This window comes from Bradyrhizobium sp. LB14.3 (assembly GCF_040547985.1).
Lineage (GTDB): Bacteria > Pseudomonadota > Alphaproteobacteria > Rhizobiales > Xanthobacteraceae > Bradyrhizobium.
In genome coordinates, this window is record NZ_JBEPQT010000011.1 from 17,100 (window position 1) to 43,908 (window position 26,809).

22 protein-coding genes are annotated in these 26,809 nt (G+C 58.9%); 13 read left to right on the top strand and 9 right to left on the bottom strand.

Annotated features, from left to right (window positions below; translation table 11 throughout):
* Positions 1-189 precede the first annotated feature (189 nt).
* A complete protein-coding gene (locus ABIB00_RS20705; protein ID WP_354105652.1) occupies positions 190-1,092 on the top strand; it encodes a GNAT family N-acetyltransferase in 903 nt (300 codons plus the stop codon).
* A gap of 200 nt (positions 1,093-1,292) precedes the next feature.
* Here ABIB00_RS20705 and ABIB00_RS20710 read toward each other — a convergent pair whose 3' ends face one another.
* Positions 1,293-2,093, bottom strand: coding sequence for an LssY C-terminal domain-containing protein (locus ABIB00_RS20710; RefSeq protein WP_354105653.1), 801 nt, complete (start codon positions 2,091-2,093; stop codon positions 1,293-1,295).
* Positions 2,094-2,444: 351 nt separating this feature from the next.
* Between ABIB00_RS20710 and ABIB00_RS20715 the strand changes: the two genes are divergently transcribed.
* On the top strand, positions 2,445-2,852 hold the full coding sequence (locus ABIB00_RS20715) for a hypothetical protein (RefSeq protein WP_354050002.1): 408 nt from the start codon (positions 2,445-2,447) through the stop codon (positions 2,850-2,852).
* Positions 2,853-3,427: 575 nt separating this feature from the next.
* Here the strand turns inward: ABIB00_RS20715 and ABIB00_RS20720 are convergent.
* The 6 genes from ABIB00_RS20720 to ABIB00_RS20745 form a co-directional block, all read right to left on the bottom strand.
* On the bottom strand, positions 3,428-3,892 hold the full coding sequence (locus ABIB00_RS20720) for a cysteine rich repeat-containing protein (protein ID WP_354105654.1): 465 nt from the start codon (positions 3,890-3,892) through the stop codon (positions 3,428-3,430).
* Between the two features lie 94 nt (positions 3,893-3,986).
* Entirely contained in the window at positions 3,987-4,472 is a 486-nt protein-coding gene (locus ABIB00_RS20725) for a DUF992 domain-containing protein (protein ID WP_247352221.1), read from the bottom strand.
* A gap of 59 nt (positions 4,473-4,531) precedes the next feature.
* On the bottom strand, positions 4,532-5,254 hold the full coding sequence (locus ABIB00_RS20730) for an outer membrane protein (RefSeq protein WP_247352220.1): 723 nt from the start codon (positions 5,252-5,254) through the stop codon (positions 4,532-4,534).
* 162 nt (positions 5,255-5,416) lie between these two features.
* Positions 5,417-6,292 (bottom strand): hypothetical protein, encoded by an 876-nt coding sequence (locus ABIB00_RS20735; RefSeq protein ID WP_354105655.1) that lies wholly within the window; start codon positions 6,290-6,292, stop codon positions 5,417-5,419.
* A gap of 35 nt (positions 6,293-6,327) precedes the next feature.
* Positions 6,328-6,675: an HdeA/HdeB family chaperone gene (locus ABIB00_RS20740; protein ID WP_354105656.1), complete on the bottom strand. Its 348-nt coding sequence runs from the start codon at positions 6,673-6,675 to the stop codon at positions 6,328-6,330.
* 761 nt (positions 6,676-7,436) lie between these two features.
* Positions 7,437-7,610 carry a hypothetical protein gene (locus ABIB00_RS20745; RefSeq protein WP_354105657.1) on the bottom strand — a complete coding sequence of 58 codons (174 nt, stop codon included), beginning with the start codon at positions 7,608-7,610 and terminating at the stop codon, positions 7,437-7,439.
* 195 nt (positions 7,611-7,805) lie between these two features.
* Here ABIB00_RS20745 and ABIB00_RS20750 point away from each other — a divergent pair, with 195 nt between their 5' ends.
* Together ABIB00_RS20750 and ABIB00_RS20755 are read left to right on the top strand one after the other, a co-directional pair.
* Positions 7,806-8,837: an AraC family transcriptional regulator gene (locus tag ABIB00_RS20750; protein ID WP_354105658.1), complete on the top strand. Its 1,032-nt coding sequence runs from the start codon at positions 7,806-7,808 to the stop codon at positions 8,835-8,837.
* Positions 8,838-9,121: 284 nt separating this feature from the next.
* The gene (locus tag ABIB00_RS20755; RefSeq protein WP_354105659.1) at positions 9,122-10,135 is read left to right on the top strand and encodes an HAD family hydrolase; all 1,014 of its coding nucleotides are present in this window, start codon (positions 9,122-9,124) and stop codon (positions 10,133-10,135) included.
* A gap of 291 nt (positions 10,136-10,426) precedes the next feature.
* Here the strand turns inward: ABIB00_RS20755 and ABIB00_RS20760 are convergent, their stop codons facing one another.
* Entirely contained in the window at positions 10,427-11,428 is a 1,002-nt protein-coding gene (locus ABIB00_RS20760; RefSeq protein ID WP_247444805.1) for a SphA family protein, read from the bottom strand.
* Positions 11,429-11,759: 331 nt separating this feature from the next.
* Here ABIB00_RS20760 and ABIB00_RS20765 point away from each other — a divergent pair, with 331 nt between their 5' ends.
* From ABIB00_RS20765 to ABIB00_RS20805, 9 genes are all read left to right on the top strand, one after another.
* The gene (locus ABIB00_RS20765) at positions 11,760-12,713 is read left to right on the top strand and encodes a helix-turn-helix domain-containing protein (protein WP_354105660.1); all 954 of its coding nucleotides are present in this window, start codon (positions 11,760-11,762) and stop codon (positions 12,711-12,713) included.
* A gap of 246 nt (positions 12,714-12,959) precedes the next feature.
* Entirely contained in the window at positions 12,960-14,609 is a 1,650-nt protein-coding gene (locus ABIB00_RS20770; RefSeq protein ID WP_354105782.1) for an arylsulfatase, read from the top strand.
* A gap of 149 nt (positions 14,610-14,758) precedes the next feature.
* Positions 14,759-15,292: an HdeD family acid-resistance protein gene (locus tag ABIB00_RS20775; RefSeq protein WP_247352207.1), complete on the top strand. Its 534-nt coding sequence runs from the start codon at positions 14,759-14,761 to the stop codon at positions 15,290-15,292.
* Positions 15,293-15,399: 107 nt separating this feature from the next.
* Positions 15,400-16,374 carry a formylglycine-generating enzyme family protein gene (locus ABIB00_RS20780; RefSeq protein ID WP_354105661.1) on the top strand — a complete coding sequence of 325 codons (975 nt, stop codon included), beginning with the start codon at positions 15,400-15,402 and terminating at the stop codon, positions 16,372-16,374.
* A gap of 358 nt (positions 16,375-16,732) precedes the next feature.
* Positions 16,733-18,448, top strand: a complete 1,716-nt coding sequence (locus tag ABIB00_RS20785; protein WP_354105662.1) for an arylsulfatase — start codon at positions 16,733-16,735, stop codon at positions 18,446-18,448.
* A 298-nt stretch (positions 18,449-18,746) separates the two neighbouring features.
* On the top strand, positions 18,747-19,211 hold the full coding sequence (locus ABIB00_RS39115) for a transposase (protein ID WP_502917850.1): 465 nt from the start codon (positions 18,747-18,749) through the stop codon (positions 19,209-19,211).
* 695 nt (positions 19,212-19,906) lie between these two features.
* Positions 19,907-21,481 (top strand): porin, encoded by a 1,575-nt coding sequence (locus ABIB00_RS20795; RefSeq protein WP_354105663.1) that lies wholly within the window; start codon positions 19,907-19,909, stop codon positions 21,479-21,481.
* Between the two features lie 1,602 nt (positions 21,482-23,083).
* Positions 23,084-24,283: an ABC transporter substrate-binding protein gene (locus tag ABIB00_RS20800; protein ID WP_354105664.1), complete on the top strand. Its 1,200-nt coding sequence runs from the start codon at positions 23,084-23,086 to the stop codon at positions 24,281-24,283.
* Between the two features lie 91 nt (positions 24,284-24,374).
* Entirely contained in the window at positions 24,375-26,177 is a 1,803-nt protein-coding gene (locus tag ABIB00_RS20805) for an AMP-binding protein (protein ID WP_354105665.1), read from the top strand.
* 59 nt (positions 26,178-26,236) lie between these two features.
* Here the strand turns inward: ABIB00_RS20805 and ABIB00_RS20810 are convergent, their stop codons facing one another.
* A complete protein-coding gene (locus ABIB00_RS20810) occupies positions 26,237-26,749 on the bottom strand; it encodes a winged helix-turn-helix transcriptional regulator (RefSeq protein WP_354105666.1) in 513 nt (170 codons plus the stop codon).
* Between the last annotated feature and the right edge of the window lie 60 nt (positions 26,750-26,809).

Genomic DNA, 26,809 nt, shown 5'->3' on the forward strand with positions numbered 1-26,809 from the left:
GGATGCGTCTGTGCCTTCTGCCGGCGAGGTCGCTTGAGGCGGCGTCCGCCCACTGGCCTCCGGCGGTCCGGTCTTGCGTGGCGGAAAGCCCTCGGGTGAGGCTTTCTGCGTCCCTAACGCTGTGGAGACTGATCCGGCGGCACAGGTATTCAGACCTTTCGGGAGTTCGCGTGATCGTGGAGTCGTTCGATGACAATGGTTTGCCGACCCGCCCGCGCGGAGGACCTGGAGCTCGCCGATGCGCTTGTCGTCGCCAGCATCAACGATCTCACGGCCCGCCATGGATTTGGGTCCATGGCCGCAGCGAGTCCTCCGAATTTTCAGTTGTTCTCCCTGAGGGACGATCCCGACGGTCTCTGGGTCGCGGAAGACGAGGGCCGGATCCTCGGCTTTGCTTGGAGCTGGGTCTGCGGCGATATCTGGTTTCTGGCGCAGCTTTTCGTATCGCCTGATCGCCAGGGTGGGAGTATCGGCAACGAGCTGATCGAACGGACGCTGGATCACGCCAAGAAGTCCGGCGCTTCCAACAGGGTTCTGATCACTTTTGCCTTCAATGCCGTGTCGCAGGGGCTCTACATCCGTCACGGACTGTTTCCACGGTTTCCGATCTACAGCGTCAGCGCGCCCCGAGAGCGTTTGATCGATCGCCTGAATGGGCCGCAGTTCAAATGCGCTCCGCTCGACCAAGACGCCTCGACCCTGGCTCGCCTCGTGCAGGCGGACGAGCGGGTGCTTGGAGTATCTCGCCAGAAGCACCATCGCTATCTTATCAACGACAGCCGGATGCGAGGCTTCAGCCTGTACGACGGAGATGATTGGGCCGGCTACGTTTACATCGATGCCGGCGGCCATATCGGACCGGTCGCGGTCCTGCAGTCCGGCGCCGCAGCCACCGCCTTCAGGACGGCGCTGCGCCTGGCCGTCGAGAGTGGCGCACCGCAAGTATCGGCATTTCTTCCGGGTGCGAGCGAAGCTGCCCTGACGACGGCGTTCGAGCACGGCATGCGGATCAAGTTTCCGATGTTGCTGATGTCCTCACGCGATTTCGGCAGTTGGGCCCAGTACCTGCCTCGGAACCCAGGATTTATGTGAAACGACGAAGCTTTCTTCACCATCCAGGCTTGGTCAGCGGGTGCCAGGAGCAGAGCTCGAGGCGTTGGTCCTGCCGAGATTCCGCAAGCAATTCGCGACGGAGCGGTGAGCTTTGTGTTCGCGCATGACGGTCTTGAGGCTCTTCTTTATCTGCAAGGCCCGAGAGCATCGACATCGAGCACAGGACGGGGCGTCCGCTTTTATTTGGCGACGCTGGCACTCACAGCATGCCAGACCCTGTCCTTTAGGGCTATCAAAGCCGGCGCTGGCAAGGCTCCTGGTGGTTGCGTGCTCTTGTGACCGTCGACGACAAGGCGCGCCACGTCGATTTCCCCGTCGGTGTAATAAGGATCTCCCTCGCCATTCCGCGCAAATAGTGTCGGTCCAACTCCGGAAACCTTAAAAAACGCCTCAACCATGTCGGCGGCTCGCAAGTCGTGCATCAGAAGGTCTCGCTCAGCGTCAATATCCGGCCCGATGTGATGGGTGATTTGACCGGTGTCGCGGCTCACTCCAACTCCCCGATCAAAGGTGATCGCGCCAAGCCAGACCGGTCGCCCGCTGGTCCCTTTCTCGAGAACTTTCCACAGTCGAACGTGATGACGACGGTCCGCGCTGCTTCCCACCGGTTTCTCGAAAGCGAGCTGCTCTCGTTTTCCATCGTAGAACAGTGGGCTGACCGGCGCGTCGCGGTATGGCCGGTCGAGAATGACGCTACCCACGATCTCAATGCTTGTGCGCAGAGTGATAGGGTCTGCGGGAAACCATTCCGCGGCATGCATCGCGCGGGCAATATCTTGGGCGTCGCCGACCAACCCGACATTCAGTGCATCGCCGGGAATGCCGTCTGCTGTGCGAGTTACCTCGGGTAAATCGGCCAGCCCGGGTTCGTGTTCATGGTGCTTCCAGAAGGAAGGAGCCAAGACGTACGCCACCAGCAGATAGCCGAGTGCACCGACACCAAAAACGGCAAGCCACCATTGCCCTCTCCCGAACGACATCCCCCAGCGCCTCCGTAGCTTGTCCAACGTCCGAACTCCGACAACGCTCTGATGCCACCTGGCGACCATGCCGCCCCAGCTTGGCCTACGCAAACAGCCTCGATCTTAGGAACTGCGCACCGTGACGACTATGCGAAATCGGCCGTCCCGCTTCGCCTTCCATACTCTCGATGGCCCGAATTCAAGGTCTCTACGGCTAGCGCGCGGAAACCGCCGCGATAATTGCCCGGTCGACTGAACCCTCTCTTCCTGCCGAAACTGCATAGCCGGAAACCAGCGATCTCCCGTAGTCTCTCCTGAATGGTGATCCGCCGCCGAATTTGGGGGACACTTAGCAACGTGGAGAATCATATGAAGCGCAGAGCATGTCTCCTCGTTGCGACGCTTGCTGTTGCTTGGTCTGCCCTAGCCATTCCGGCGAACGCGCTCGAAATCACCGGCTCGTGGGCCACTTCTCCCTCGTCTTGCGGCCAAGTTTTCATGAAGAAGGACGGTGCGATTTCCTTTCGGCAGGATTCGGACCAGTACGGCGGTGGGTTCATCCTGGAGGGAGACAAGATTCGGGGTCAAATGCAGACCTGTACCGTCAGCAGGCGGAAAGAAGATGGCAATGTTCTTCATATCATCGCCAGATGTGCGGATGACATCATGGCATCGAATGTTCAATTCAGCGCGAAAGTCGTCGACGACAACACTATCGTAAGAATTTTCCCGGGAATGCCGGACTTAACTTTGAGCTATTCGCGTTGCCCGATGTGATGCTGTTGCCAGTCTTCTCGCTCGAAATTCATCCTCAAGGCTTGCGGCGGAACTGAGGGTGGGAATTTCCTCCAACGATCTCAGTCGCAGCCCATCAATTTGCCCGGCCGAGAATTCTACCCACTCAGACCGATGGTCGGAAACGTCGAATTGCCGGATGAGCGATGTCGCAGACGGCGATCTTGCCAATAAGCTCATGCTGTTGTTGCAATCGTGACATAAGCGCCGGGCTTGGACGGACTAAGTACTTTAACTCCAATCCCGAAAATTCATCACCTGCGATAACTTTGCACGGCCGCGTCAAAATCGTCCGGGGCTGCAAGCGTGCAAGACTCGCCGTGAAGACAGTTATCGAGCCCTGGCGAGCTTCAAAAAGCTGATTCCGGGCGAATTGAATTGATGTGTTGGCGTCAGCGAAGGATCTTGTATTCAAGAGAACAAGAGTGGCCCCCGTCCCTTGTTCGTGGCCGCTTCTCCGCGAGGCAGTGACTCGCCCTTCAGGCCCGATCGACCATGCCGCGTAGTACACGGGAGGAGAGACGGCCATCCCTGACAGATACTACGCGCTTGCAGTGCTATTGAGCGGCCATGGACTCGATCTTCTGAATGGCTTCGACGCAACCTGCAGACGCTGTCGGTTTATTCGACAGCAGACAAGCAGCCATTCGACCTTGGCCGGGCAATATTTTTCCGCACGGTCCGCTTATCTCGGCCTTGCATGCAATCACAGCGTCTTTCAGGACGTCTGCCGTCGTTTGTACACTTGTCGTGGCTTCCCCGAGTTCAAACGCGCATTTGGGGCTAATCTTGTCTTCATGGGCTTGCATGCAATAAATCATGCGCCCTTCACCAGGCGTCACCGTTTTGCAGTATTTCTTGATATCGCCTGCGCAGGCGCTCTCAAGCTTTGCCACCCTGGCGGTCAGCTTTTCCAAAAGTGCCTTTCCGACGTCTGCCTGCGCGGAAGCCGTGCCAATCGACGAAATGGCGAGCCACGGGAAAGCCCCAAGGATGATAATTGATCTGACTGTCATTCTCATCGATACGTCCTCTGATGACTGGCTCCGAACCGCGCGGTCGTTGAACTGGCTGCAGGCTCGTGATGAACGGTGAGGGATGCTCTTTGGCTGTAATTCATTGCGCCAAGGAAAGCGTGAGGCTTGAAACTCCAAGCGACAAATTGATCCCGACCGAGCCCTCGAGGGAGAGCGGCTGCAAGGCGATCGAACGTCCCGTTCCACCGAATAGCAGATTGGCGCCGACGCCGACGCCAACGCCGACGGCGCCACTCGCACCCACATAGGTGCCGGATAGCGATCCGCGTCGTGGACCTGCCGTTGGTGCAAAGACGCCCCATGCCATCGCTCCGCCTGCCGTGATCCCGATATCGATACCAATAGTGCCCATCACGCCAAGATATGCTTCTGGCGGATAGGGGCCGTTGGGTGCGAAGCGGCATGCCATTCGCTGGCGGGATCCAAAGAGCAAGCCGATGGAAGGCGCCATTTTGCACGTCAGGGTACCGACGCTAACTCCGGGAGGCGGCTGTTGGGCAACCGCAGGTGATACGAACAGCGTGGCGAGCCCCACGAGCAACAGCGTGCCTAGATGTTTGAGCATGACGAAATCCCGCGTTGCTGCAATTACTCGATGTGGGCTTAGCCAGGGTCGAAAACGATTCAGAACTTATAGCCCAGGCGAGCCGTGACCTGGTTGTTGCTCAGCTCTTGCTTGAACCCGATGATGCCAAGATTAAGAACCGGTATTGGATACACCAAGGATCTGGATTGATACTGTGAGTAGCGATACTCGAGCCCTGTGAACCAGTTGTTTGTGACGGCGTAGTCCAGCCCGGCCCCGATCGTCCAGCCCACGCGCGTGCCGTCGCCGCCGACTGAAATACCGGTAAAGGGAATCGAGGTCTCGATGGATGCGAACGCCGCTCCACCCGTCACATAGAGCAGGGCGCGATCGGCAGCGTAGCCGAGCCGCCCGCGTATCGAGCCGCCCCATTTGCTATGCGCCGTAAGGAAATCGCCGGTGATTGCGGTGTAGCGTATAGCGCCGACCGTCCATCCCTGAAAATCACCTTCGACGCCCAACACCAACTGACCCACCTGGTAATTATAGCCAGTGAGCATTCCATATGTCAGGCCATCCTTACGCGATCCGGATGTGAGCAGGAACGGAGCACCGAGCAGTAGCGCGCCGGTCGTGTATTGGGGGTTTGTTTGTATCCACCCCAGCTCGCCACCAACGTAGAAGCCGGTCCATGAAAACGCAGGCGCATAGGCGACCGGCGCGAGGGACTCCACTCGGCCGGGGAGGTCGGCAGCAGATGCCGATGCGCTAACAGCGCCGGTCGTGGTGGCGAGGAGAGCGATACGTGCCAAACGCCACATGAGCTGGTCCTTATGAGTCGAAGCCGCCAAGTTTGCCGCCAAGTTTTCGGACGCAGTTTTGGAGGAGCATTCGGGGGGCCGATCGGATGCCGCGATCGAGCGCATCCGGCAAAGGGCGCCGAGCGTCGAAGGCAACGATTGTCTGTTGCGGAGCTGCGGTCTTCAGTAGCAAGGCGGGTAGGGATAGTAGCCGCATGCCGGAGGCGGATAGGGACGATAGTAGGGCGCGGCATAAGCGGCCGCCCCATATGCGGCGGCCCCTACGGCGCCCGCGTACATTGCGCCGCGGAATGCGGAACGGCGAGCAACTCCGGCAAACGATAGCGGCGTCAGCGGCCGCCCGATAATATCGATGAAGACCGCTGCAGCTCCATCGGCGCCGGCGAGATCACCTTCCAGGGTCTGCACGGTGAAAGTCAGCTTGTCACCCTCGAGCTTCGGGTTCTTCAGCACCACCACCGCATCCTTCACTGAGCCGTCCTTCGCTAAAACGGACACTGTCGCATTGGGTGGGTTCTTGGCGAAGCTGTCCTCTCCTGAGCCCCATTCTGCGATCACGTCGGCAGTGGCCTGGTGACCGGCAGCTCGTATTGGGCGATCTGCGAAGATGATCGAGCTCGGCGTGACGCCAGTCAGAACGAGGTTATCTCCCTGCAGTGTCGCTCCGCGGGAGTTCATCACGAACAAAGACGGGACGATTTCCGGTTTGACAGCCGCGGTAGGGGTGCCAATCGTTTTTATCGAGGATGACGTCGGAGCAGCCTGCCCAAACGCGCCGGCGATGCCTGCGAACGCGATTGAAACGCCCAAAAATCCCGCAAGCGCGGCAGCCTTCGTCTTGCTCGTCATATCGCCCCCTCTTTCGTCGACGTTATTGCTTCCAGAATTTGCGGAAGGCGTCGCGCTCTCCGGGCAACCATGGAAGAGCATTACAGGTTTGACTATGCAATTCCGGCGATCGAGATCTATTTTCTCTGTCGACCAATCCTGATGCCGAAACCGAGATGAAAGCCGTTTCGCGAAGACCGCGTGCTCCACCTCAACGATCTAAAAAGTTGCGGTCAAGAGCAATGTCATTTGAAACCGGCCGAGAGCCTCTCTTGCTTGAGCATGACGTCAATGGCCTCAATGATGCGTATTTGAGGATTTGCTTTGCAGTAGACGATCACCTCATGCTCGAGCTCTTTCGATCTCGCTATATTGAAGTAATGCTTCTTGGCGAGGCCGTTGTACCAGCCGCTATACCAGGTCGTGAGCCGATCGGCGTCCCCCTGCCAAGTGCCCGCGAGCGCGGCGCAGGTCAATGTTTGGACGTCGATGTATCCGTTGGCATCGGCGTAGGCGGTGAGGTCTGTTTGGGCCCGAGAATGCGAGCTCGTAGCTAAAAGGATCGTTGTCGCGAAAAGAACTATTTTGCGCATCTGGAACTCTCTGAGAAGCGATCGGGTTCTGCGTTCGAGATCACAACAAACAAGAGCCGTTTGCTATGCACTTTCGGCCGATGGGCCTCGGCCCTAGCGGCCAATCAAAGAAGACTGGACCAGAACTTGGCATCACCCTTTGGCGTACCGGCGTCAGCCAGATGAGATCTGCTACCCTCAGAACTGTCCGGGTTGAGCAGGCGGACTTGGCCAGTCTGCACGAGCGTTATTTGGGTTACGGCGATCAAACAAATCCTGTCGAGCGACGGTGCTCGTTCTCAGGCGCGGAGCGGGCCGAGTATCGCGAACTGACACGGCGCGGTCGTGCGCCTCTTTGGCGATAGCAACTGACGGCAGCGCATGTACAAGGACGAGAATGATGGGGAGCAAGCGAGCAGTGATCATGAGCATTCCTCTAACCCGTGGAAAGCCTATCGGGAGATGAAACGATCGGCTCTCGCGGCCCGGGCGATGCAAGATCGACGTTTGCACGAGTGTTCTCCAGGTGGGTTCGCGGGAGTCGCTGGCTGGTCAGCATAAAATTCAGCGCTCAGGCCGCCTATGCAATTCCGGAAAAACTCAGGTCATCGAACCAGCTCGAGTGCCTATGACCAAGCCCATCGCCGCTGTTGCTTCGGGAGAAGAGTCCACAGACGAACGACCAGCTCGCCATTCGCATTCTCTGACGCGCAACAGCAGGAGAAGTCCTGCGCTGCGGCAACCGTTCTAATGGTGCGATGCGGTAGGTGCATGGGAAACTATCAATTCACTTGACGACCTACTATTCTTTTGAGACCGGCGAGAACCCGGTACGCTTCCGCCAGCTGCAACAGTTTCTCTCGTGCAATTGATCCCGGTGGCAGGAATGCAGCATCGTCGCGCATCGCCGCCTCGATTTCCTCGCACTCAGCCGCGGTCAATCGCTCTTCGCGCATCTGGCCTCTTCGCCGGTCGCATTTGATATGATCTCAAATCAATTCAGACCGGGCGGTTCCGGAAAATTTTTGTGCGCGCTTTGAGAAGTTGTCATCTTCGCTTCGGGCGGCCTATGCGATTTCAGCATATCGATGGAAAATGATTTTTGCCGATACTGCATAGATTTTCTTGACATGCTGAATTAGAAACAGAGAGTGTTGCTCGCTGAGCGTGTACCGGCGTATTTGGTGGAGCTCAAAGTGAATCGGACTAAAGTCCTCAATTTCGCTGACCCGGCTCAGTACGCAGCGAGCATCCGTTCGGCCGACATAGAGATATTCCCGACGGCGAAGGGCGAATTCAAAGCCCAGCTAACGCAAGTGACATTGGATCGGCTGTGGATGCAGCGACTCGATGAAACTTTGCCGCGTATACACAGAGGCAGGGTCACGGCAACTCGCAAGGTATTTACTTTCCTCACTGAAGATCAGCCAGAGGTGTACAATCGAGGCCGGTTATTCTCCCTAGGTGATCTGTGCGCGCACGATCATGACATGCAGCATGTGGTGACGACTGGACAATATCGCCTCGGCGGAGTGTCGCTTGCAGTGAAGGAGCTTGCTGAAGCGTGCAGTTCGATGATGGGTTTCGAGTTCGATCCACAGCAGCGTACGCGTTTCCTGAGGCCTGCCCCGGACCTGATGAAACGATTTCTGGACCTGCATGCGATCGCCGGAGCCTTTGCCAAAACAGCCCCTGAGCTTCTGGAGGTTCCGGAGGTAATCCGCGCAATCGAGCACCAATTGGTCTACGCTCTGCTGCGATGCGTGGCTGACTGCAACGTCTCGGCATCGAAAGATGGCAGGCTGCGACACGGGACTATCGTCGCGCGCTTCGAAGACTTTATAGATGCGAACCCAAACACTCCTTTGTACCTGGATGAAATATGCTCCGCGATCGGGGTCGCGGAGCGAACGCTGCGAGTTGTCTGCGAGGAGCATCTGGGTATGGGCCCGATTCGCTACCTCACTTTGCGGAGGATGCACCTTGTTCACCGCGCCTTGGGACAAGCAGCACCCGACTGTGCAACGGTCACCCAGATCGCCACCACGCATGGCTTCTGGGAGCTGGGCCGCTTTTCAGTTGCCTATCGCAACTTGTTTGGCGAACCGCCGCTCGCCACCCTACGGCGTCGTGAGGACTTCCGATCGAGAAATATAGATCGTCCTTCACAGCTCGTATCTTGAGTTTCAGATAAAGCCCGGCTCGCCGACGAACGTCACGTTCCATCGCGTGACCGGCGCAAGTTCTTGGCGACAGGTTCCGGCCCGATCCGAGGTGACGCTAACCCGCCTCGTTGCGCGACGTTCGCCACTGTTCGTGCATTGTCGAGAGGCCGCTCCGTCGCTGGTAGCTCAGGCGTGCTTATGCAGAAGGTCTGCCGAAATTGCATAGACGGTGAACATCCGGCTCATTCAAACTCCACCAAGTCGGGAGTCCCGATAATTTGTCGGCACTTGGAGTGTGAGCTATGAGGCGCAAATTTTTGAGCGCGATTGCCGGCGCCACATTGGGTCTGTTGCTGAACCTGATCTGCCTGGTGCCCACGTTTGCCCAAAGCGATCCCCTCCCATCATGGAACGACACGCCGACGAAACAGGCTATCGTGGATTTTGTGCGTCGAGTCACTACACTAGGCGGCTCGGAATTCGTGCCGGCCGCCGCACGTGTTGCGACCTTCGACAACGATGGCACGCTTTGGGTTGAGCAGCCGATGTATGTTCAACTGGCATTCGCGCTCGATCGGGTAAAGGCTCTGGCGCCCTTGCATCCGGAATGGCAGTATACCGAGCCTTTCCAGTCGGTACTTGCAGGGAATATGCAAGCTCTGACCGGCTTCAGCGAGCGCAGCCTGCTGGATCTAATCCTGCTGACCCACGCCGGCATGACGACTGACGAATTCTCCAAGATTGTGGTGGACTGGCTCGCCACGGCGCGCGATCCGCGATTCCGGCGGCCTTACACTGAACTGGTCTATCAGCCGATGCTTGAGTTGATTTCCTATCTTCGGGCGAACGGCTTCAAGACCTATATAGTGTCCGGCGGCGGCGTCGAGTTTATGCGTCCATGGACGGACAAAGTGTACGGGGTTCCTCCGGAACAAGTGGTAGGGTCATCTATCAAGACCAAATTTGAAATGCGCGATGGCATTCCTACGCTATTCCGTTTGCCGGAGGTGAACTTCATCGACGACAAGGCGGGCAAGCCCGTTGGAATCTACGAGTTTGTTGGCCGTCGTCCCATTGCTGCATTCGGAAACTCAGACGGTGATCTGCAAATGCTTCAATGGACCACCATCGGCGGCGATGGCTTGCGTCTTGGGGCTATAGTTCATCACACTGACGCAGCGCGCGAGTACGCCTATGATCGACAGTCACATTTTGGACGGCTCGACGTGGCGTTGGACGCGGCTGCTGCAAACCGGTGGACTGTGATCGACATGAAGAAAGATTGGAAAGTGATCTTTTCGTTCGATGCGCGCTGAGTTCCCGCGGTTGCCTTCAGCCGACTGTGCATCAAAGCCTCGGTTCAATTCGATCCGTTGGGAAGAAGTTGTTCTCAATCGAAACCTGCGGAGTTGACGCACGTCGGCAGCGAAGCCACCTTGCGAGGCTTGCGCAAGATACAAACGAGCGAGGCAATCACGTGTTGAGCCTTAAAGCGATCAACGGGCTGGCAAACGTTTCGTCAAAGCTCAACAGCAGAACTCACCTAACTGCCTGATGGCGAGTTTAGGGACGCGTGCAGAAGCGAAGCCGTCACGAAGTCCCGATCACTACTTCGTCACGAGATGCCGAGTCGGCTTCGCGTCCGTTGCCGCCGTTGGGGAAATTGCAAACGTCAGCCACGTATTCCAACCAGACGGCCGGTTCGCCGCATCAAATTCTCCGTATGCCTTTATGTTCAGATATCCCTGCATGTCGCCGACGGGGAAAATGTATCCGAACTGGGGCCCCATACCAAGAACGCGAGATCTGAAGCCGCCAAGCAGTGGATGTCCGCCGGTATCATCTGAGACTTGCTGATAAGCGTAGCCGACCAGGCCCACGAAAGCCTGTTTCGAAAGAAATTGCGCTGTGCTCCAGTCGAAATGGAAATCGATTCCGCTTTGAACCTGCGTGTCGGGGTTCTTGAAATTGTAAGTGAATCCCGCAACGCCTGAAAGCGTCACACCCGTAGCCGGGTTCAAGTACGTGTAGCCGCCGCCAGCATCGATGGCGCCGTGACCGATCCCGATGTTCGCGATGCGACTTGGATCGTAAGCGCCGACCGGAATATCGCCGGTTATGTACGTCATATAATTGTTAACGCCCGAGTTCCATTTCAGCGTGATCATCGGGTAGAGATCGCCGACGGACGTAATCGAGTCACCGATGCTCCCCATTCGCGTTGCCGCAAATCCTCCCACGCTGGTTGTCAGCGTTCCATCAATGGTCGCAGCCGACCGGCCGAATATGCCCGTTACTCCCATTGCCAATTGGCCACCAAGGACGGGTGTGCCGAAGGTGTAGGTCGGGTTTAATAGCAAAAGATCGGCTTGCGCATGCAGGCTCGCGTTGAGGCTGACATTGACGTTCGGCGCGAGCCTCCCGATCTGAATCTCTCTTGCCGCAGCGACTGAACCGGAAGCTGCAACACTCGTGTGATAATAGACGGTCCCCATCGACCAGCCCGGCGCGCTCTGCGGGACCGCCGGCAGACTGCTGATCTGGCCGGGTAGCCAGAACGAAATGCCGCTTTCGTCGCCGCGGGACACTTGGGTGGTGAGGATCAGCATCGCACAGATCGTACCCGCGCCGAGCCCGAAGTCCCTGATCGAACCATCACGCCGCATCTGCCCGCTCCCCGGTACCTTGTTCTCCTATGCTATCTGCGGTTCGGTCGTAAGCTATGCAAAATCGGCAAAAAACAGCAAACTGTTGGCGGCTGATGTCTCGGCGCAACACTTGGGGCATAGCGCCAGTCGCCCAGAGGGGGAGCCAGGAAACCAATAGTCGCGACCGAGCACATTCCGCTTCCGAAGCTGCATAGGCGGATCGTTGCCGATCTACCATGCTGGGGCCCGCCTGGGCCGGCGGCGGCGGCCGTCTTCGAACGAGACGATTTGGATGATCCAGAACGGAATGGCGACTTTCGCTAGTCCAGACGCCTACGGTGCGGCGATTGGAGCGGCGAAGGTCGAGCTCTTTATTACATCGAATGGAGCGTTCAAGGGGCAACTGACCCATTTGGATCTTGGCTGCCTGAACGTGTTGAGAGGGAGAGAGAACCTTCCGCGGATCGCTTTCCTCACCTTGCCGCCGGCCCATGTGCACATCTCGTTTTCGACGAATCGGACGCGGAGCCTGATCTATTGCGGCTTGGGCTTGAATTTTGGCGATCTGATTTTCCATTCCCTTGGGCAGAAAGCGCACCAGCGAACCGTCGGAGAAGGGGACTGGTACATGATATCTCTGCCGCCAGATCAGCTGATCGCATGCAGCAAAACTCTGATTGGTGAAACAATTAGAGCGCCATCACAGGGCTACGTCTTGGTTCCTGGAGACGGCGCCACTGCTGTGTTGTTGGGCCTGGTTTCCCAAGCGTGTCAGCTCGCTGAAAGGGCTGGAGAATTCATTTCAAAAGCCGGTGCGGCCTCGCTCGAGCGCGAGTTGCTCCATGCACTCGTCAAATGCCTGTCGACCAGGCATGCCGGTGGGCTCTCGAATTCCAGGCTGCGCCACGCCGATATCATGCTCCGCTTCGAAGAGTGTTTGGCGCGACGAAGCGAGCCTCATTTGAACCTGTCCGAGCTCTGCAGCACAATCGGAGTGCCGGAGCGCACGTTGCGAGTTTGCTGTGCAGAATTTCTGGGCGTTAGTCCAAGCCGGTATTACCTGTTGCGGCGGTTGAACAGGGCGCGATCCGCATTGAGTTGCGCCGATCCGGAATCGGCGAGCGTTTCAGAGATTGCGCGAAATCATCACTTCACCGAACTAGGCCGCTTTGCGGTGGCCTACCGTGACGCTTTCGGTGAAACACCTTCGTCAACTTTGCGCCGCGTTTCCAACAAAGCGGAATAATTTACAAGCGCTCTGCCGTATTCGCATAGCCCCTTCTGAGAGAGCTTGGAAGACTAGCCACGTCAGCAAGCGGAAAGCTCTGCGAGTGCGGCCAATTGATTTCGCTTTCTGCGGCCGCCCTCCAGACCTCGAAAAGTCTGCCGTTCACACATCGTGAGAGTAGGAGCCGGAGCTATGACGATCACTAAAAGCTTAAAACGGATACTGGTCTCAGGGGCGGCCTTGGCGGCCGTCAGTTTGCCTGCGATGACCCTGCCGGCCTTCGCACAGGCGCCAGCCGGAAAGCCCAACATCCTTTTCATCATGGGCGACGACATCGGCATCATGCAGCCGAGCATCTATCATCGCGGCTTGATGGTGGGAGAGACTCCGAACATAGACCGCATCGGAAATGACGGTGCGCTTTTCATGACCTACTATGCTGAGCAGAGCTGCACCGCCGGCCGCAATGCGTTCTTCACCGGCATGCATCCCCTTCGCACCGGCATGATTCCCCCGCAGCTCCCCGGCAGCCCGTCCTGGCTGCGGCCTGGCACCCCCGCCGTTGCCAAGTTCTTGCTCGACCTCGGTTACAACACCGGTGAGTTCGGCAAGAATCACCTTGGTGACAATCCCGAGGCGCTACCAACTGCGCATGGTTTCCAGGAGTTCTGGGGTTACCTGTATCACCTCGACGCGATGCAGGGGGTGAGTTTCCCGGACATCAACAAGAGCCCGACCGTGCAAGGCATTGCGCCTCCGTGCAAAGCAACCCCGGTCCCGGGTCTCACCGAAGTCCCAGGTGCCGTGGATCCTCGAACAACGACGTGCTTGACGCCGCCGCGGCCAGTGCTTGCGTGCAAATCGCCCGACGGCTCGCAAGCAAACCAGACCTGCAAGGACGAAGGTCCCTTGACGCTCGACCGATCCCGAAGCGTGGACGAAGAAATCTCGGCCAAGGTCATCGACTATCTTGATCGCAACGATCCCAAGAAGACCAACAAGCCGTTCTTCGTCTGGTACAACCCGGCGCGCATGCACATCACGACCGTGCTGCCACCGAAATACGAGGCGATGATCGGCGAGCCCGGTGGCAAGGACTGGGGCCTCAACGAGGCCGGCATGAAGCAGATGGACGACAATATCGGCTATGTTCTCAAGAAACTCGAAGACATGGGCCAGCTCGACAACACCATCATCGTCTTCACCACCGACAACGGCGCCGAGAACATCACTTTTCCCGACGGCGGCACCACCCTTTTCAAGGGCGGCAAGCTGACCACCTGGGAAGGTGGCATGCGCGCCCCGCTGGTCGTTCGCTGGCCGGGCCACATCAAGCCGGGCACGGTCAAGAGCGAGATGATGTCGGCACTTGATTGGCTGCCGACGCTCGTCGACATCGCCGGCGGCCCGAAGGGCGACGCTTTGAAGAAGCAGATCGAGGCCGGAAGCTATCCCGGCATCGTCAAGACGACGCTGGACGGCGTCGATCAGCGCGCCTATCTCGAAGGCACGGACAAGTCGGCGCGCGAAGTCTTCTTCTACTACACCGGCGCGCAGCCATCGGCGGTACGCTACAAGAACTGGAAGATGTACTACACGATGGTACCGGACACCGGGACCGGCGGGTTGTTCGGAGCGCAGAGCTTCCATTGGACGCAGGTCGCCAACATCAAGCGTGACCCATTCGAACAGACGGTCGGCTCCGATGCCAAATCGTTGCTGGGCTACGCCGGTTCGATCGGCTCTCCGAGCACGGCCTATCTCTATGACTGGAATATCCTGCCGCTCGGCCAGTTGCTCTGGGAAAAGGAGCTCTTTTCGTACAAGGACTTCCCTCCGATGCAGGCACCGGAGACCTATAACCTCGACGGTATCCTCGCAGAGATGAAGAAGTCCGGTCATCAGAGCGAGTAACGACGCCTGCCGATATCCAACATCAGTGGCCGGCCCAAAGCCGGTCACTTTGGATACTGTGAGCTGGCGTCGAGCCGCGCTCGACACCGCCGAGCTGCTCAAGCCGCAGCGATTGCCGCCAGCCATTTAGCAGAGGGAGTCCGCGCGTCATGACCAATATCGCTATCCTTCCGCAACAGCCGAGCATCTGGTGGGTTTTCCTGCTGCAGGGTTTTGCCGGTATCATCCTTGGCCTTATGCTTGTCACTCAGCCCGGAGCCACAATCCTGGCGCTCACAACCTTCCTGGGATTCTACTGGCTTATCACCGGCCTCCTTGCGCTGGTTCAGGTCTTCGTCGATCGCTCGACTCCGTGGATATGGTCCCTGCTTAGCGGGCTTGTCGGCGTTCTGGCTGGACTGTTCGTTCTAAGGCACCCTTTGGTTGCTTCCCTGACCGTGCCTACTGTGCTTATCCTCATTCTCGGCGTGCAAGGACTTGTCATGGGCGCCCTGCAGATCATTGCCGGCCTCAAGGGTGGCGGCATCGGGCCGCTTATCCTGGGAGCGATCAACGGCCTGGTTGGTCTTCTGCTATTAGGGTCTCCGATCGCAGCCGCATTGGCCGTGCCGGTTGTCTTTGGTGCGCTGCTCCTCATTCAGGGGGCGGGATTGGTAATCCTGGCCTTTCGAGTTCGTAGCTAAGGCTTGGTCTTCGCTTCGAGGATTTCGGGATTCTGCCGAATTCGCATAGTGCGCGCGGCGCAGGCTGGGCACTCTGCTACTGAAGTGATCGGCAAGACGGAAGTCACATGAATTTCGCTCCCCAGTCTGATCCCAGGCGCGTTGAACATTCACCGCATATAGAGATGGTGCACGTACCGGGCGGTACGTTTCGGATGGGCTCAAACACGCACTATCCGGAGGAAGCGCCCGCCCACCGCGTTACCGTGGACGGTTTTTGGATGGACCGGACGCCTGTAACCAATCGCCAGTTCCGCGAGTTTATCAACGCGACCGGCTACGTCACCTTCGCAGAGATCACTCCCGACGCGAAGGATTATCCAAACGCATTGCCGCGGATGCTCAAAGCAGGCTCCCTTGTGTTCACCCCGCCCAAAGAGGCGGTGGACCTGCGTTACTGGGGGGAGTGGTGGACATTCGCCTTCGGCGCCAACTGGCGACGGCCCTACGGACGTCACAGCAATATCCGTGGGCTGGAAGATCACCCCGTCGTTCACGTCGCTTTGCGCGACGTGGAAGCCTACGCAAAATGGGCCGGGAAGGAACTACCGACCGAAGCCGAATGGGAATTCGCCGCGCGCGGGGGCTTGAGCGACGCGGAGTTCGCGTGGGGAGACGAACTGACGCCTGCTGGCAAACACATGGCCAACACCTGGCAAGGGAATTTTCCGCATGAGAACCTCGCAGTCGACGGCTTCGAACGTACCTCGCCGGTGACCGCGTTTCCGCCGAACGGATACGGCCTCTATGACATGATCGGCAACGTCTGGGAGTGGACGGCCGACTGGTATTCGGCGAAGCACGATGCCGATGCGCCGAAGGCTTGTTGCGTTCCGCAGAATCCGCGCGGCGGCGCCGAGGGCGGGAGCTACGACCCGCGCACCCCGAACATCAGCATTCCACGGAGAGTGCTCAAGGGAGGCTCACATCTGTGTGCGCCGAACTACTGCCGACGCTATCGCCCGGCAGCCCGTCATGCCGAGCCGATCGATACGTCTGCGAGCCATGTTGGATTCCGGTGCATCTCCAGGAGAAAATCCTGATGAGGAAGATCAACGCCTAGCTTGCCATCTACCCATCTCAGCGACCTCGTTCGGCAACGGAGCGATCCTGCACAGCCCCTAAGCCATCCGCATGATCGGGTTGGACTCGCAATTGGAGCGGTTGCCGTTTCCGCATAGTCGATCCCTAGAAACTCCGCCAGGATGGGTCGTGGGTCATTTTCGTTAGTGCGTCGGCTCACAAGCTGTACTTGCGACGGTCGACATTCGTCAGGTGGAGAGCCTTCAGTACTTGCAGTACTTGCGCATACTGTTGTCGCTCTTGCCCGGCCGAGTCATGCCGCCTCGAGCCGACGCTCTCGTCATTCGGCTTCACGTGCTCACCAGGAAGGGAATCGTCATGAGCGACAAAAAGGCGTCAGAAAAGTCAGAGCTCGCTACCGGGCCAGGCAGCGCAGGATTGAAACGCCGCGAATTGCTATTGAGCGGCAGCTCTCTCGTCGCGGCCTCGGCACTCGCAGCCGTCGGATTGACGAGCCCTGCCCAGGCGCAGCAGGCGACGACAGCACCGGCAGCTGCGTCTGCCGGACAAAAGCCCAACATTGTCGTCATCATGGGCGACGACATCGGCATCTGGAATCTTGGCGCTTACCACCGCGGCATGATGGCCGGCCGGACACCGAACCTGGACAAGATCGCCGCCGAAGGCATGCTGTTCACCGACTATTACGCCGAGGCGAGTTGTACGGCCGGCCGTGCCAACTTCATCACTGGCGAGCTGCCGATCCGCACCGGTATGACGACCGTTGGCCAAGCCGGCGCTCCCACAGGCCTGCCGGCGCAGGCCGTAACGATCGCTCAGGCGCTAAAAGGAATGGGCTACGCGACCGGCCAATTCGGCAAGAACCATCTCGGTGATAAAAACGAGTTCTTGCCAACCGTGCACGGCTTCGACGAATTCTTTGGCTACCTCTATCATCTGGATGCGATGGAAGATCCGGCCCATCCCGCCTATCCGCAGGATCTGCTGAACACCGTCGGTCCGCGGAACATGATTCATTCATATGCGACCAGCGTTGACGACGCCACGGTAGATCCGCGCTGGGGCAAGGTAGGCAAGCAGAGGATCGAGGACGCCGGAACGCTCTATCCGAAGCGAATGGAAACCGTGGACGACGAAATTCGCGACCTCTCGCTGGCGTTCATCGATAAGGCGAAGGCCGAGAACAAACCGTTTTTCCTGTGGCTCAACCCGACCCGCATGCACATCGTCACCCATCTGTCGCCGAAATATCAGGCGTTGCGCAACTCCAAGAACGGCTGGACGATCCATGAAGCCGGTATGGCGCAACTCGACGATGACGTCGGCATTGTCATGAAGAAGCTCAAGGACATGGGTGTCGACGACAACACCATCGTCATCTTCACGACCGACAATGGCACCGAAGTGTTCACCTGGCCCGATGGCGGACAGACGCCATTCGCGCAGAGCAAGGGCACGGTGATGGAAGGCGGCTTCCGCGTCCCAGCAATGATCCGCTGGCCCGGCAAAGTGCCGGCGGGCAAGGTCGAGAATGGCATCATCTCCGGCCTCGACTGGTTCCCGACGCTTGTTGCTGCCGCGGGCAATCCCAACATCGTCGAAGAATTGAAGAAGGGAAAGCAGATCGGCGAAACCACGTTCAAGTGCCATCTCGATGGCTATAATCAGATGGATATGATCACCGGTCAGGGGCCGTCGAAAAGGCACGAGATCTGGTACTTCGGCGAAAGCGAGCTCGGCGCGGTGCGCATCGATGACTATAAGTTTCGGTTCATCGACCAGCCTGGGGGCTGGTTGGGTGACAAAAGCAAGCCGGATGTACCCTACATAACCAACCTGCGCCTCGATCCGTTCGAGCGCACGGGCTGGCCGAACAACGGGACCAAGGAAGGTGCGCAGCAATACTTCGACTGGTTCAAATACGAATTCTGGCGCTTCGTATTTGTTCAACAACAGGTTGAAAAGCTGGCGATGACTGCGATCGAGTTTCCGCCGATGCAGAAAGGCGCGAGTTTCAATCTCGAGGCCGTGAAGGCGAAGATCGCCGCGGCCCAAGCTGCAATCGCCAGGTAGAATGAGCTTTGGTTGATCAACTTCGGACGGGTGCCCTGATAACGAGGCACCCGTCATTCCATGTGGTCCTACGCCTTCAGCTCAAGCGCCGTTTCGTGCCGTCCTTCTTTGAGAAGATGCCGCGTGCCCAGTGAGGATCGAGGCTTGTGCGTCCTCGCATTATTGGTCGCGCCGGCTGCAGGCCTTGGGGCATACGGTCCAACTGATGCCTCCGTCCAATGTGAAGCCCCACGTCAAGCGGCAGAAGAACGACAGCACCGACGCGGAGGCGCTTTGCGAGGCGGTCACAAGGCCTAGCATGCGGTTCGTGGCGAGCAAGACGATCGAACAACAGAGCTGTCTGATGCTTCATCGCCTGCGCCATCTCATCATTCGCCAGCAGACTGCCGTCATCAACTCGCTCGCGACTAGCGCCGTTGCCGGTGCCGAACCGATGCCAGGGATCGCATCCAGTCGCTTGCTTGTCGCGTTTGATCGATGCCAAGCAATAATGCGCCTATCGAACTCCAGGATCTGCGAACTCCAGGATCTGAGCCTTCAGTGTCCGCAACTGACTGCCGAGAGCCGCAAGACACGCGCGGGCAACCCCGGGACCCGGCAGTCAGCTGGATCGGCGACGCCAACAGCTGTTCGACACCCCTGCGCGTTGCCGGACAAGCTTGGCAGTATCAGCAAGCAAGGCGATCGCAATTTGGGCAGCCGGATCACGGCGGGCGCACTCGCCGTGATCCGTTATGAATGCGTGCTCTTGATCGGGACCTGATCCGCGGAGGGCATTATGGCCAGCGGTCATGAGTACCGCATGAGAAGGCCGAACGCATGGCTGCTTCGCCCAACGCCGCAAGTGAAGGTTCTCCTCGCCAACCCGGAGCGACCTTCTTCGTTCCGCAGCGATGGGCCTTCCGGTGCATCTCCAGGAGAAGTCCTGATTAGAAGAGTGACGCTCTAGCTCAGATCAGCCGCCCGAGCAGTGACTCCGCGTCGCTCGGCCAAAGCCTCGGGTCTCCGCCAAGAAACTCCCTCGTTCGAAAGGCGCAAGGCCTTGGGGTTGGGCTGATTCCCCGAGATGATCAGCAGCAGAGGGAGGATTGAGGCTGTGGGGAACTCCTACAGCGCGAGATCACGCCCCGAGCACTTCTATCAAGCGGCGGGTATTTCGTAAGTATTATCAAGGTATTGGTGAAAAGTAGCCGTTCAGCAAAAAGTGATATTTGTGCAACATCCGTCCAAAAACGCGCCATTCAGGCCTCAACAAAGGCAGTCTGTCATTGATTGATCGGAGGTCTTCGCTTCTTATCGTGAGTGCGACGGAGGGGGGCATCCCAAGGTCGTCCCGTTTAGGTCTTTCGCTGAAGTAGACCATCGTTACAGGGACGCGTTGAATTTCGACGTGTTTTTGCGGGTAGCTCAAACGGCTTTGTACGAGCAATTGTACGGGGCTTCAACTTGGAGGTTAACATGAAGTTCAAGGGCCTTTTGCTCGGTTCCGCGGCAGCGCTGCTCGCCGTTGGAGGAGCACAAGCGGCTGATCTTCCCGTAAAGGCCAAAGCGGTCGAGTACGTGAGGATCTGTTCGCTCTATGGTGCCGGTTTCTACTACATCCCGGGCACTGATACCTGCATCAAGCTGGGTGGTTATCTGCGTGCCGAAGTCGCTATCAACGCGACCGACTTCAACGGTAATTTCAGCAGCACCCAAGGTGCTCAGAACCGTCTGACGAACTACTACGTCACTCGCGCCCGTGAAGACTTCAACGTCGACACGCGCACCGCGACCGAATACGGCGTGGTTCGTACCTTCGCGGATGTGGTGTTCTCGTGGACGACGGATGCTTACTCGGGCAGCGGCACCACTCCTGGCGCCACCGTTTACTCGCAGCTCGGCGGCACGGGCGTTGGCGCGCCCAACAATGCCAACGCAGGCGCGATCGCTGGCGGTACGCTCGGCGTGTACTACGCCTTCATCCAGTTCGCCGGCTTCACCATGGGTAAGGCCGTCGCGCAGTTCGACGCTCCCTGGACCAACTATCCGGGCAACAACTTCGACGGTCTGACGGGTGGCGGCGGCACGGTCACTGGTGTGAACCAGTTCACCTACACCGCTGACTTCGGTCAGGGCATCACGGCCGCGATTTCGGCGGTAGACCCGACTGCCTACTATCAGAGCAACCTGTACAACACCAGCGCCGGCGTTTCCGTCGCGGGTTTTGGTTCGGGCGGCTACGGCATCAATGCCTTCGGTGGCACCCGGTCTCCTGACATCCAGGGTATGGTCCGCGTTGACCAGGCCTGGGGTCTCTTCCAGTTGTCCGCAGCGGCGCATAACAACCACGTCGGGTACTACACTGGCTTGCCCGCGGCGGCTGCGATTGCGGGAACCGAAGCGGCCGGTCACCCGGGCGACAAGTGGGGATATGCCGTGCAGGCGGCGTTGTCCATCAAGAACATCCCGACTGGTGCCGGCGACACGCTCAACGTGCAGGCGGTCTACACGGACGGTGCGACCCGCTACAACTTCCAGAGCTTGGCCTCGCAGAACTATGCAATGTTCGGCGGTACCGGCCTGGCGGGTGCCTATCAGAGCATTGGCCTTGCCGGCGCTGCTGACGGTGTGTTTGCCAACGGAACCGGCATCTCCACGGTTACGAGCTGGGGCTTCCGTGGCGCCTTCACCCACAACTGGGATGCGTTCTGGAACACCGCGATCTACGGTTCGTACTCTCAGCTGAAGTACGGCAACGGCGGTTCGGCTCTCGTCTGCGGTGCTCTCCTCGGTTTGGGCGCAGCCACTGCGGGCATCACCACCTGCAACCCGGACTTCAACCTCGGCACGGTCGGTCTCATCACCCGCTGGACCCCGGTGAAGAACCTGACCTTCTCGGCGGACGTGGCCTACACCATGCTCGACCAGAAGTACGCTGGTACGATCACCACGCCTGCCGCTGCGCCACTCATCGCAAAGCCGGGTGCCACCTACGAGCTGAAGGATCAGAGCACCGTCAGCGTGCTGCTCCGCGCTCAGCGCAACTGGTAAGTTTGGTCTAACGACCTGACCTCCAAGAGGCCCCCGGCGGGAAACTGCCGGGGGTTCTTTGCATTTTTGATGCCTCCCGCAGCCGGTGAGAATCGGGACAGCCTAAACTGGCTCTCCACCCAGCAAAGGTGAGACGAACGTCTCTCAACCAGTTTCTCGGCTAAGCTTCTCGGTATGGCTTGATAATCGTTCAATGCAAACGAAATGCGACTGAACATGGATGCGCTTGTGCGGTGGCACTCGGACGCTCCAAAATTCTGAGCGTTGCCAACCGTCACCCGTCGGGCAAAACACCCGTCAGCCCGTCAATCCCTCCCCGCAAAAATATTCCACTTTACCGAAATTCGGTTTTGGCGTATGTGTCGCCCATCCCGGCTCACCCTTGAGGGGCGACCATGTGTCGTGATGGTCGTAGAGCCGGGCTTGCGGTGGACGCGGCAGCGTCGGGCGCGAAAGTGCGGGCAGGGCGGATTGCTCTCCGTGAGCCCAGAACTTCGTGCCGACGAGCGGCGCTGTCAGGTTCGTCTCGTCATCAGGTCGGCGGCAACGTGCACAACGTCGTCGAAACCGGTGGCGACAAGCGAGTCGTGCGTACGGCAAAACCGTGTGGTCCTGGCCGTCGTTGCTACGGTCAAGCCTTTGCGGAGGCGGCATTCGCGTCAACCGGCGCGGTGTCCGCGACTTTCGTGAAGGCGAGGGAGGCCAACAGGAACTCGGCTCCCGGGAGAGCACGGCATACGCCGTAAAGCCACTGCGCAGGGAAGGCCGAGTGATTGGCTACACCTGTATGCTGCTGTGCGGTTTCCTTGCGCTACCTTTCGCGCAGCGGACCGCGGGTGCCAGCCGGCACCCGGCCTTCCCTGCGCCCTCCTGGACAAGAGGGTGAAGCGACGAAGCAAAGCTCGGGCGAAATGCGCCGCGAGGATGCGAAGGCGTGTGCAAGACGGCCATCTTAAGCGCAATTTCCCGCACGATCTTCTCGGTTACCAGCGCCGGCGTGGCAAAGCACGCGCTGCTGTTGGCCGTAGCGTGCGCTTTCGTGTTCTGCTTTCGCTTACCCATGGCCTGGATTTGAGCGCCGGATTCTTTTGATCGTCGCATTGGAGAGAACCACGAACGTCATACCGCGCTGCGTGCTGACGTTGGCGTTGGCAAGATAGCGCTTCTGATGCTCCCGAGCGGGCAACCGGAGGCGCGATTGATACTTAAATAGAACTGAGAAGTTTCGTATCTTGCCTCGGCCTGGGCGGCTGAGCCCGCGCGTTGATCGGTCTCGAACACTTCAAAATCGACTGGCCAGGCCCTTCCAGAGTAGCGCTGGAAGCACGCCAATTTGCTTGGCTTGATTCCGCAGGTGAGCGCGCCCCGGAGTTCGCGAGCGGCCGCGTTGGATTATAGCAGTTGACTAGTTCTAAAAAAGAACTGTATCTTCAAAGAAGAGACGACTGGTCGTAACGGTCGCGATATGCGGTTGCAGCCCTGGATGGGTCCGGTTCAGCGAAGTCGAATTCGGCTTGGAGGACGCAGGGCGCGAGCAGGCAGCCGCACAGTAACAGCGCTATGTCCCCGAAAAGGGCGCGGCGCGTTTGGGAGGACGAGAAAATGACGCCGACATGGAAGCTCGTGGCTGCGCTGACATTACTCTTGTGCGGCCCGGCACTCGCGGCCGACGAACCGGGAGTCTCTGCGACCGAGATCAAGATCGGCGGGGTGTTTCCGTTCAGCGGCCCGGCGTCGTCGATCGGTCTCGTGGGCAAGGGACTGATCGCCTACATTCAATCCTTGAACGACCGCGGCGGCGTCAACGGACGCAAGATCAACTACATCGCCTATGACGACGCGTACAGCCCGCCCAAAGCGGTGGAGCACGTCCGCAAGCTCGTTGAGAGCGATGAAGTGGCGTTCATGTTCGGCCAGCTCGGTACTCCCGGCATTTCGGCGACAGCGAAATATTTGAAGGCGAAAGGCGTGCCCAGCATTGCAATCGTCAGCGGATCATCAAAATTCACCGACGTCGCCGCTTACCCGCTGACCACGACGGGCCTTGTCAGCTACGATACCGAAGGAAAAATCTACGCCAAATATCTGACCAAGACGCTGCCGAACGCCAAATATGCGATCCTCTATCAAAACGACGACCTCGGCAAAGATTACGTCAATGCCTTCAAGACGTTTCTCGGCAAGGACTACGATCGAAAAGTCGTCAGCGCTTCCTACGAGGTCACCGAACCGACCGTCGATTCACAGATCACCAATCTGAAGAGCTCCGGCGCCGACGCGTTGATGATCGCGGGAACACCGAAGTTCGCCGCGCAGGCAATCCGGCAAGCCTCTTTGATCGGCTGGAAGGCGACCCTCATCATCGACTTTCCGTCCGGTTCGGTTGGAGGCACGCTCACCCCGGCCGGCCTCGACAAATCAGTCGGCGTGATCGTCGGGACGATCAACAAGGATATCCTGGATCAGGCGTGGAAGGACGACCCTGCCATGCAGGCTTACCGGAGCTTTCTCGACAAATATTTGTCGGGTGTCGATATCACCAACGGCAGCTATTTGACCGGTTATCAGCAAGGCATCCTGCTCGAGCAGATCCTGAAGCAATGCGGAAATGATCTGTCCCGCCAGAACGTTCTTGCGCAGGCCAAGAACCTCAGGGATTTCGTCGTCCCGACCGCGCTGCCGGGGATCAAGGTCAATACCAGCGGCGCCCAGAACATGATCTGGACGCAGATGCGGTTGCAGCGATGGTCCGGCACGAGCTGGGAAGCTTTCGGGGAAGTGCTGGACGCGAGCTCCGAATAAAGCGCGCAACCGGCGAGGTGGCGTATCCGGCACGGCCTGCGTACCGGCCGCCCGCGCGATTGTCTTTCCAGCAATTACGGAGACCATCTCGATGTCGACGAAGGCACTGAATTTTGCGCCGCGGGAGGTTCGCATCGAGCGTCGCCCCGACGGCGCGCTGATCTTGCGTTCGCCCCTCGAATGGGCGCCGTGCGACTGGCGCGTCACCGATTTTCTGCCGAGTTGGGCAGCTGCCGTTCCGGACCGGGTTTTCCTTGCGCAACGCAATGTCGGGGGTGCATGGGACGAGATCACCTATGGCGAGGCATGGTTGCAGGTCCAGGCAGTCGGCCAAAGCCTGATCGAGATGGGCGCAAAGCCCGCCGACAAGCTGGCAGTCCTGTCAGGAAACTCGATCGAGAACGCGGTGATCTCGTTTGCGGCCATGTCGATCGGGGCCGTCCTGGCGCCAATATCGCCAAACTACACTCTGATGCCCGGCGGCCTGGCTCGTCTCAAGGATATCGCGGAAACGCTGCGCCCGAATTTTGTTTTTGTTCAGAGCGGACGCGATTTTTCCGCGGGCCGCGCCATTCCCGAGTTGGCGGAAGCGGCCTGGATCAGCGTCGATGGTGCGCCGGATACGGTGCCTTTCCGCACCCTTGCGGCGCGAACCGGGAGCGAAGGGTTTGAGCGGGCATCACGCGCCGTGTCTTGCGATGCCGTCGCCAAAATTCTCTTCACGTCCGGTTCGACCGGCTTCCCGAAAGGCGTGCTCAACACCCACCGCATGATGGCAAGCTCCCTGCAAATGGGGAGCCTGCTGGTGTCACCTCCGGAAGCACCGGTTCAGGTGGAGTGGCTACCCTGGCACCATACGATGGGCAGCAACGTCATCCTTCACGGCATTCTCAAGAACGGCGGGACGCTCTACATCGACGATGGCCGGCCGCTGCCGCAGCTCTTCCACAAGACGGTTGCAAATCTCAAGGAGGTTTCGCCGACTGCCATGTTCAACGTACCTGCCGGCTATAATCTCCTGTGCGACGCGATCGAGAGCGACCTCGATCTTGGTGCCAGCGTGTTCAAAAGGATGGATCGGCTAAGCTATGCCGGCGCCGCCATTTCACAGGCCACGCTGGAAAAGCTTTATCGATTGACGTTTGCGGCCACCGGCCGGCGAATTCCGGTCATGTCCGGCTACGGCACCACCGAAACGGCCCCGACAATCGCCACCACCCATTGGGCGACCGACCAGCCAGGAGAGATCGGTCTTCCAGCGCCAGGCCTGCAACTGAAACTGATCCCTGTGTCCGATACCTACGAGGTCAGGATCAAGGGACCCAACGTCACTCCCGGTTATCTCGGAAGGCCGGATTTGACGGAGCAGGCCTTCGACGAGGAAGGATTCTACCGCATCGGCGACACGGTCTCGTTTCTGGATCCCGAGAAGCCGGAGCGCGGCCTGCGGTTCACCGGCAGAATCTCAGAAAATTTCAAACTCGCGAACGGCACGTGGGTCCCGATCGGGAATATGCGCGCGGCACTCCTGGCGGCAACGCGTGGCGTATTGCTGGACATCGTCGTCGCGGGAGAAAATCGTGAATCGTGCGCGCTGCTCTGCTGGTTGAATCCCACCGAGGCGGCGAGGATTTCGAAAACCCCGGCCCCGGATCTGACCAGCGACCATCTCGTGCTCCAGTTTTTGAAGGATCGTCTTCAGGAGTACAACGAGACCGTTGGAAGCAGTGAAGCAATTTGTTCTTTCTCGCTGCTGAAGGACGCGCCGTCATTGGCGGCAGGAGAAATCACCGACAAGGCCTATGTCAATCAACGTGCGGTGCTGAAACACCGCTCTGAACTGGTGGAACGTCTATACTGCAACGAGGCACGTCAAGACGTGATCCGGGTCTGAGGGCTGGTTCAGCCGTTCGCTACCGTTGCGGCTTTCGATGCGCTCTCGAGCGATCGACCTCAGGCGGCGCTGCGGCGGGTCTTTGCCTTCGGCTTCTCTGGCGCCGCTATTGCCGGGGTGCGGCGAGCACCGGGGCCGGGGTGGGTATGAACCTCCTTCGCCGAAAGCGGTTCGCCGCATTCGGAGCAAACCATGACCGGATCGAAGTCCTTGCCGCATTTGCGGTGTTGATGCAGCAAAGGCCGCCCGCGCGCGTCGACCATGTGAGTGTCGCCCCAGTGCACGATCGCCATCATGATCGGATAGAGATCGAGTCCCTTCTGGGTGAGGATGTATTCATGCCGCTTGGGCGAGTCCTGATAGGGGATACGACGCAACACGCCCTGCCGCACCAGCTTCTTCAGCCGTTCGGCGAGCAGATGGCGTGTGATTCCGAGCGAAGATTGAAATCCCTCGAAGCGGCGTGTGCGCAGGAAGCACTCACGCAGAATCATGAGGGTCCAGCGATCGCCGATCACGCCGATGGTCCGGGCCATCGAGCACGGCTCTTCCTCCAGCTCACCCCATTTCATTCAAGATCTCCAGTCTGCCACGGCTTCCGCTCGAATCGTCCAGGGAGCTTTTGGTCCCGC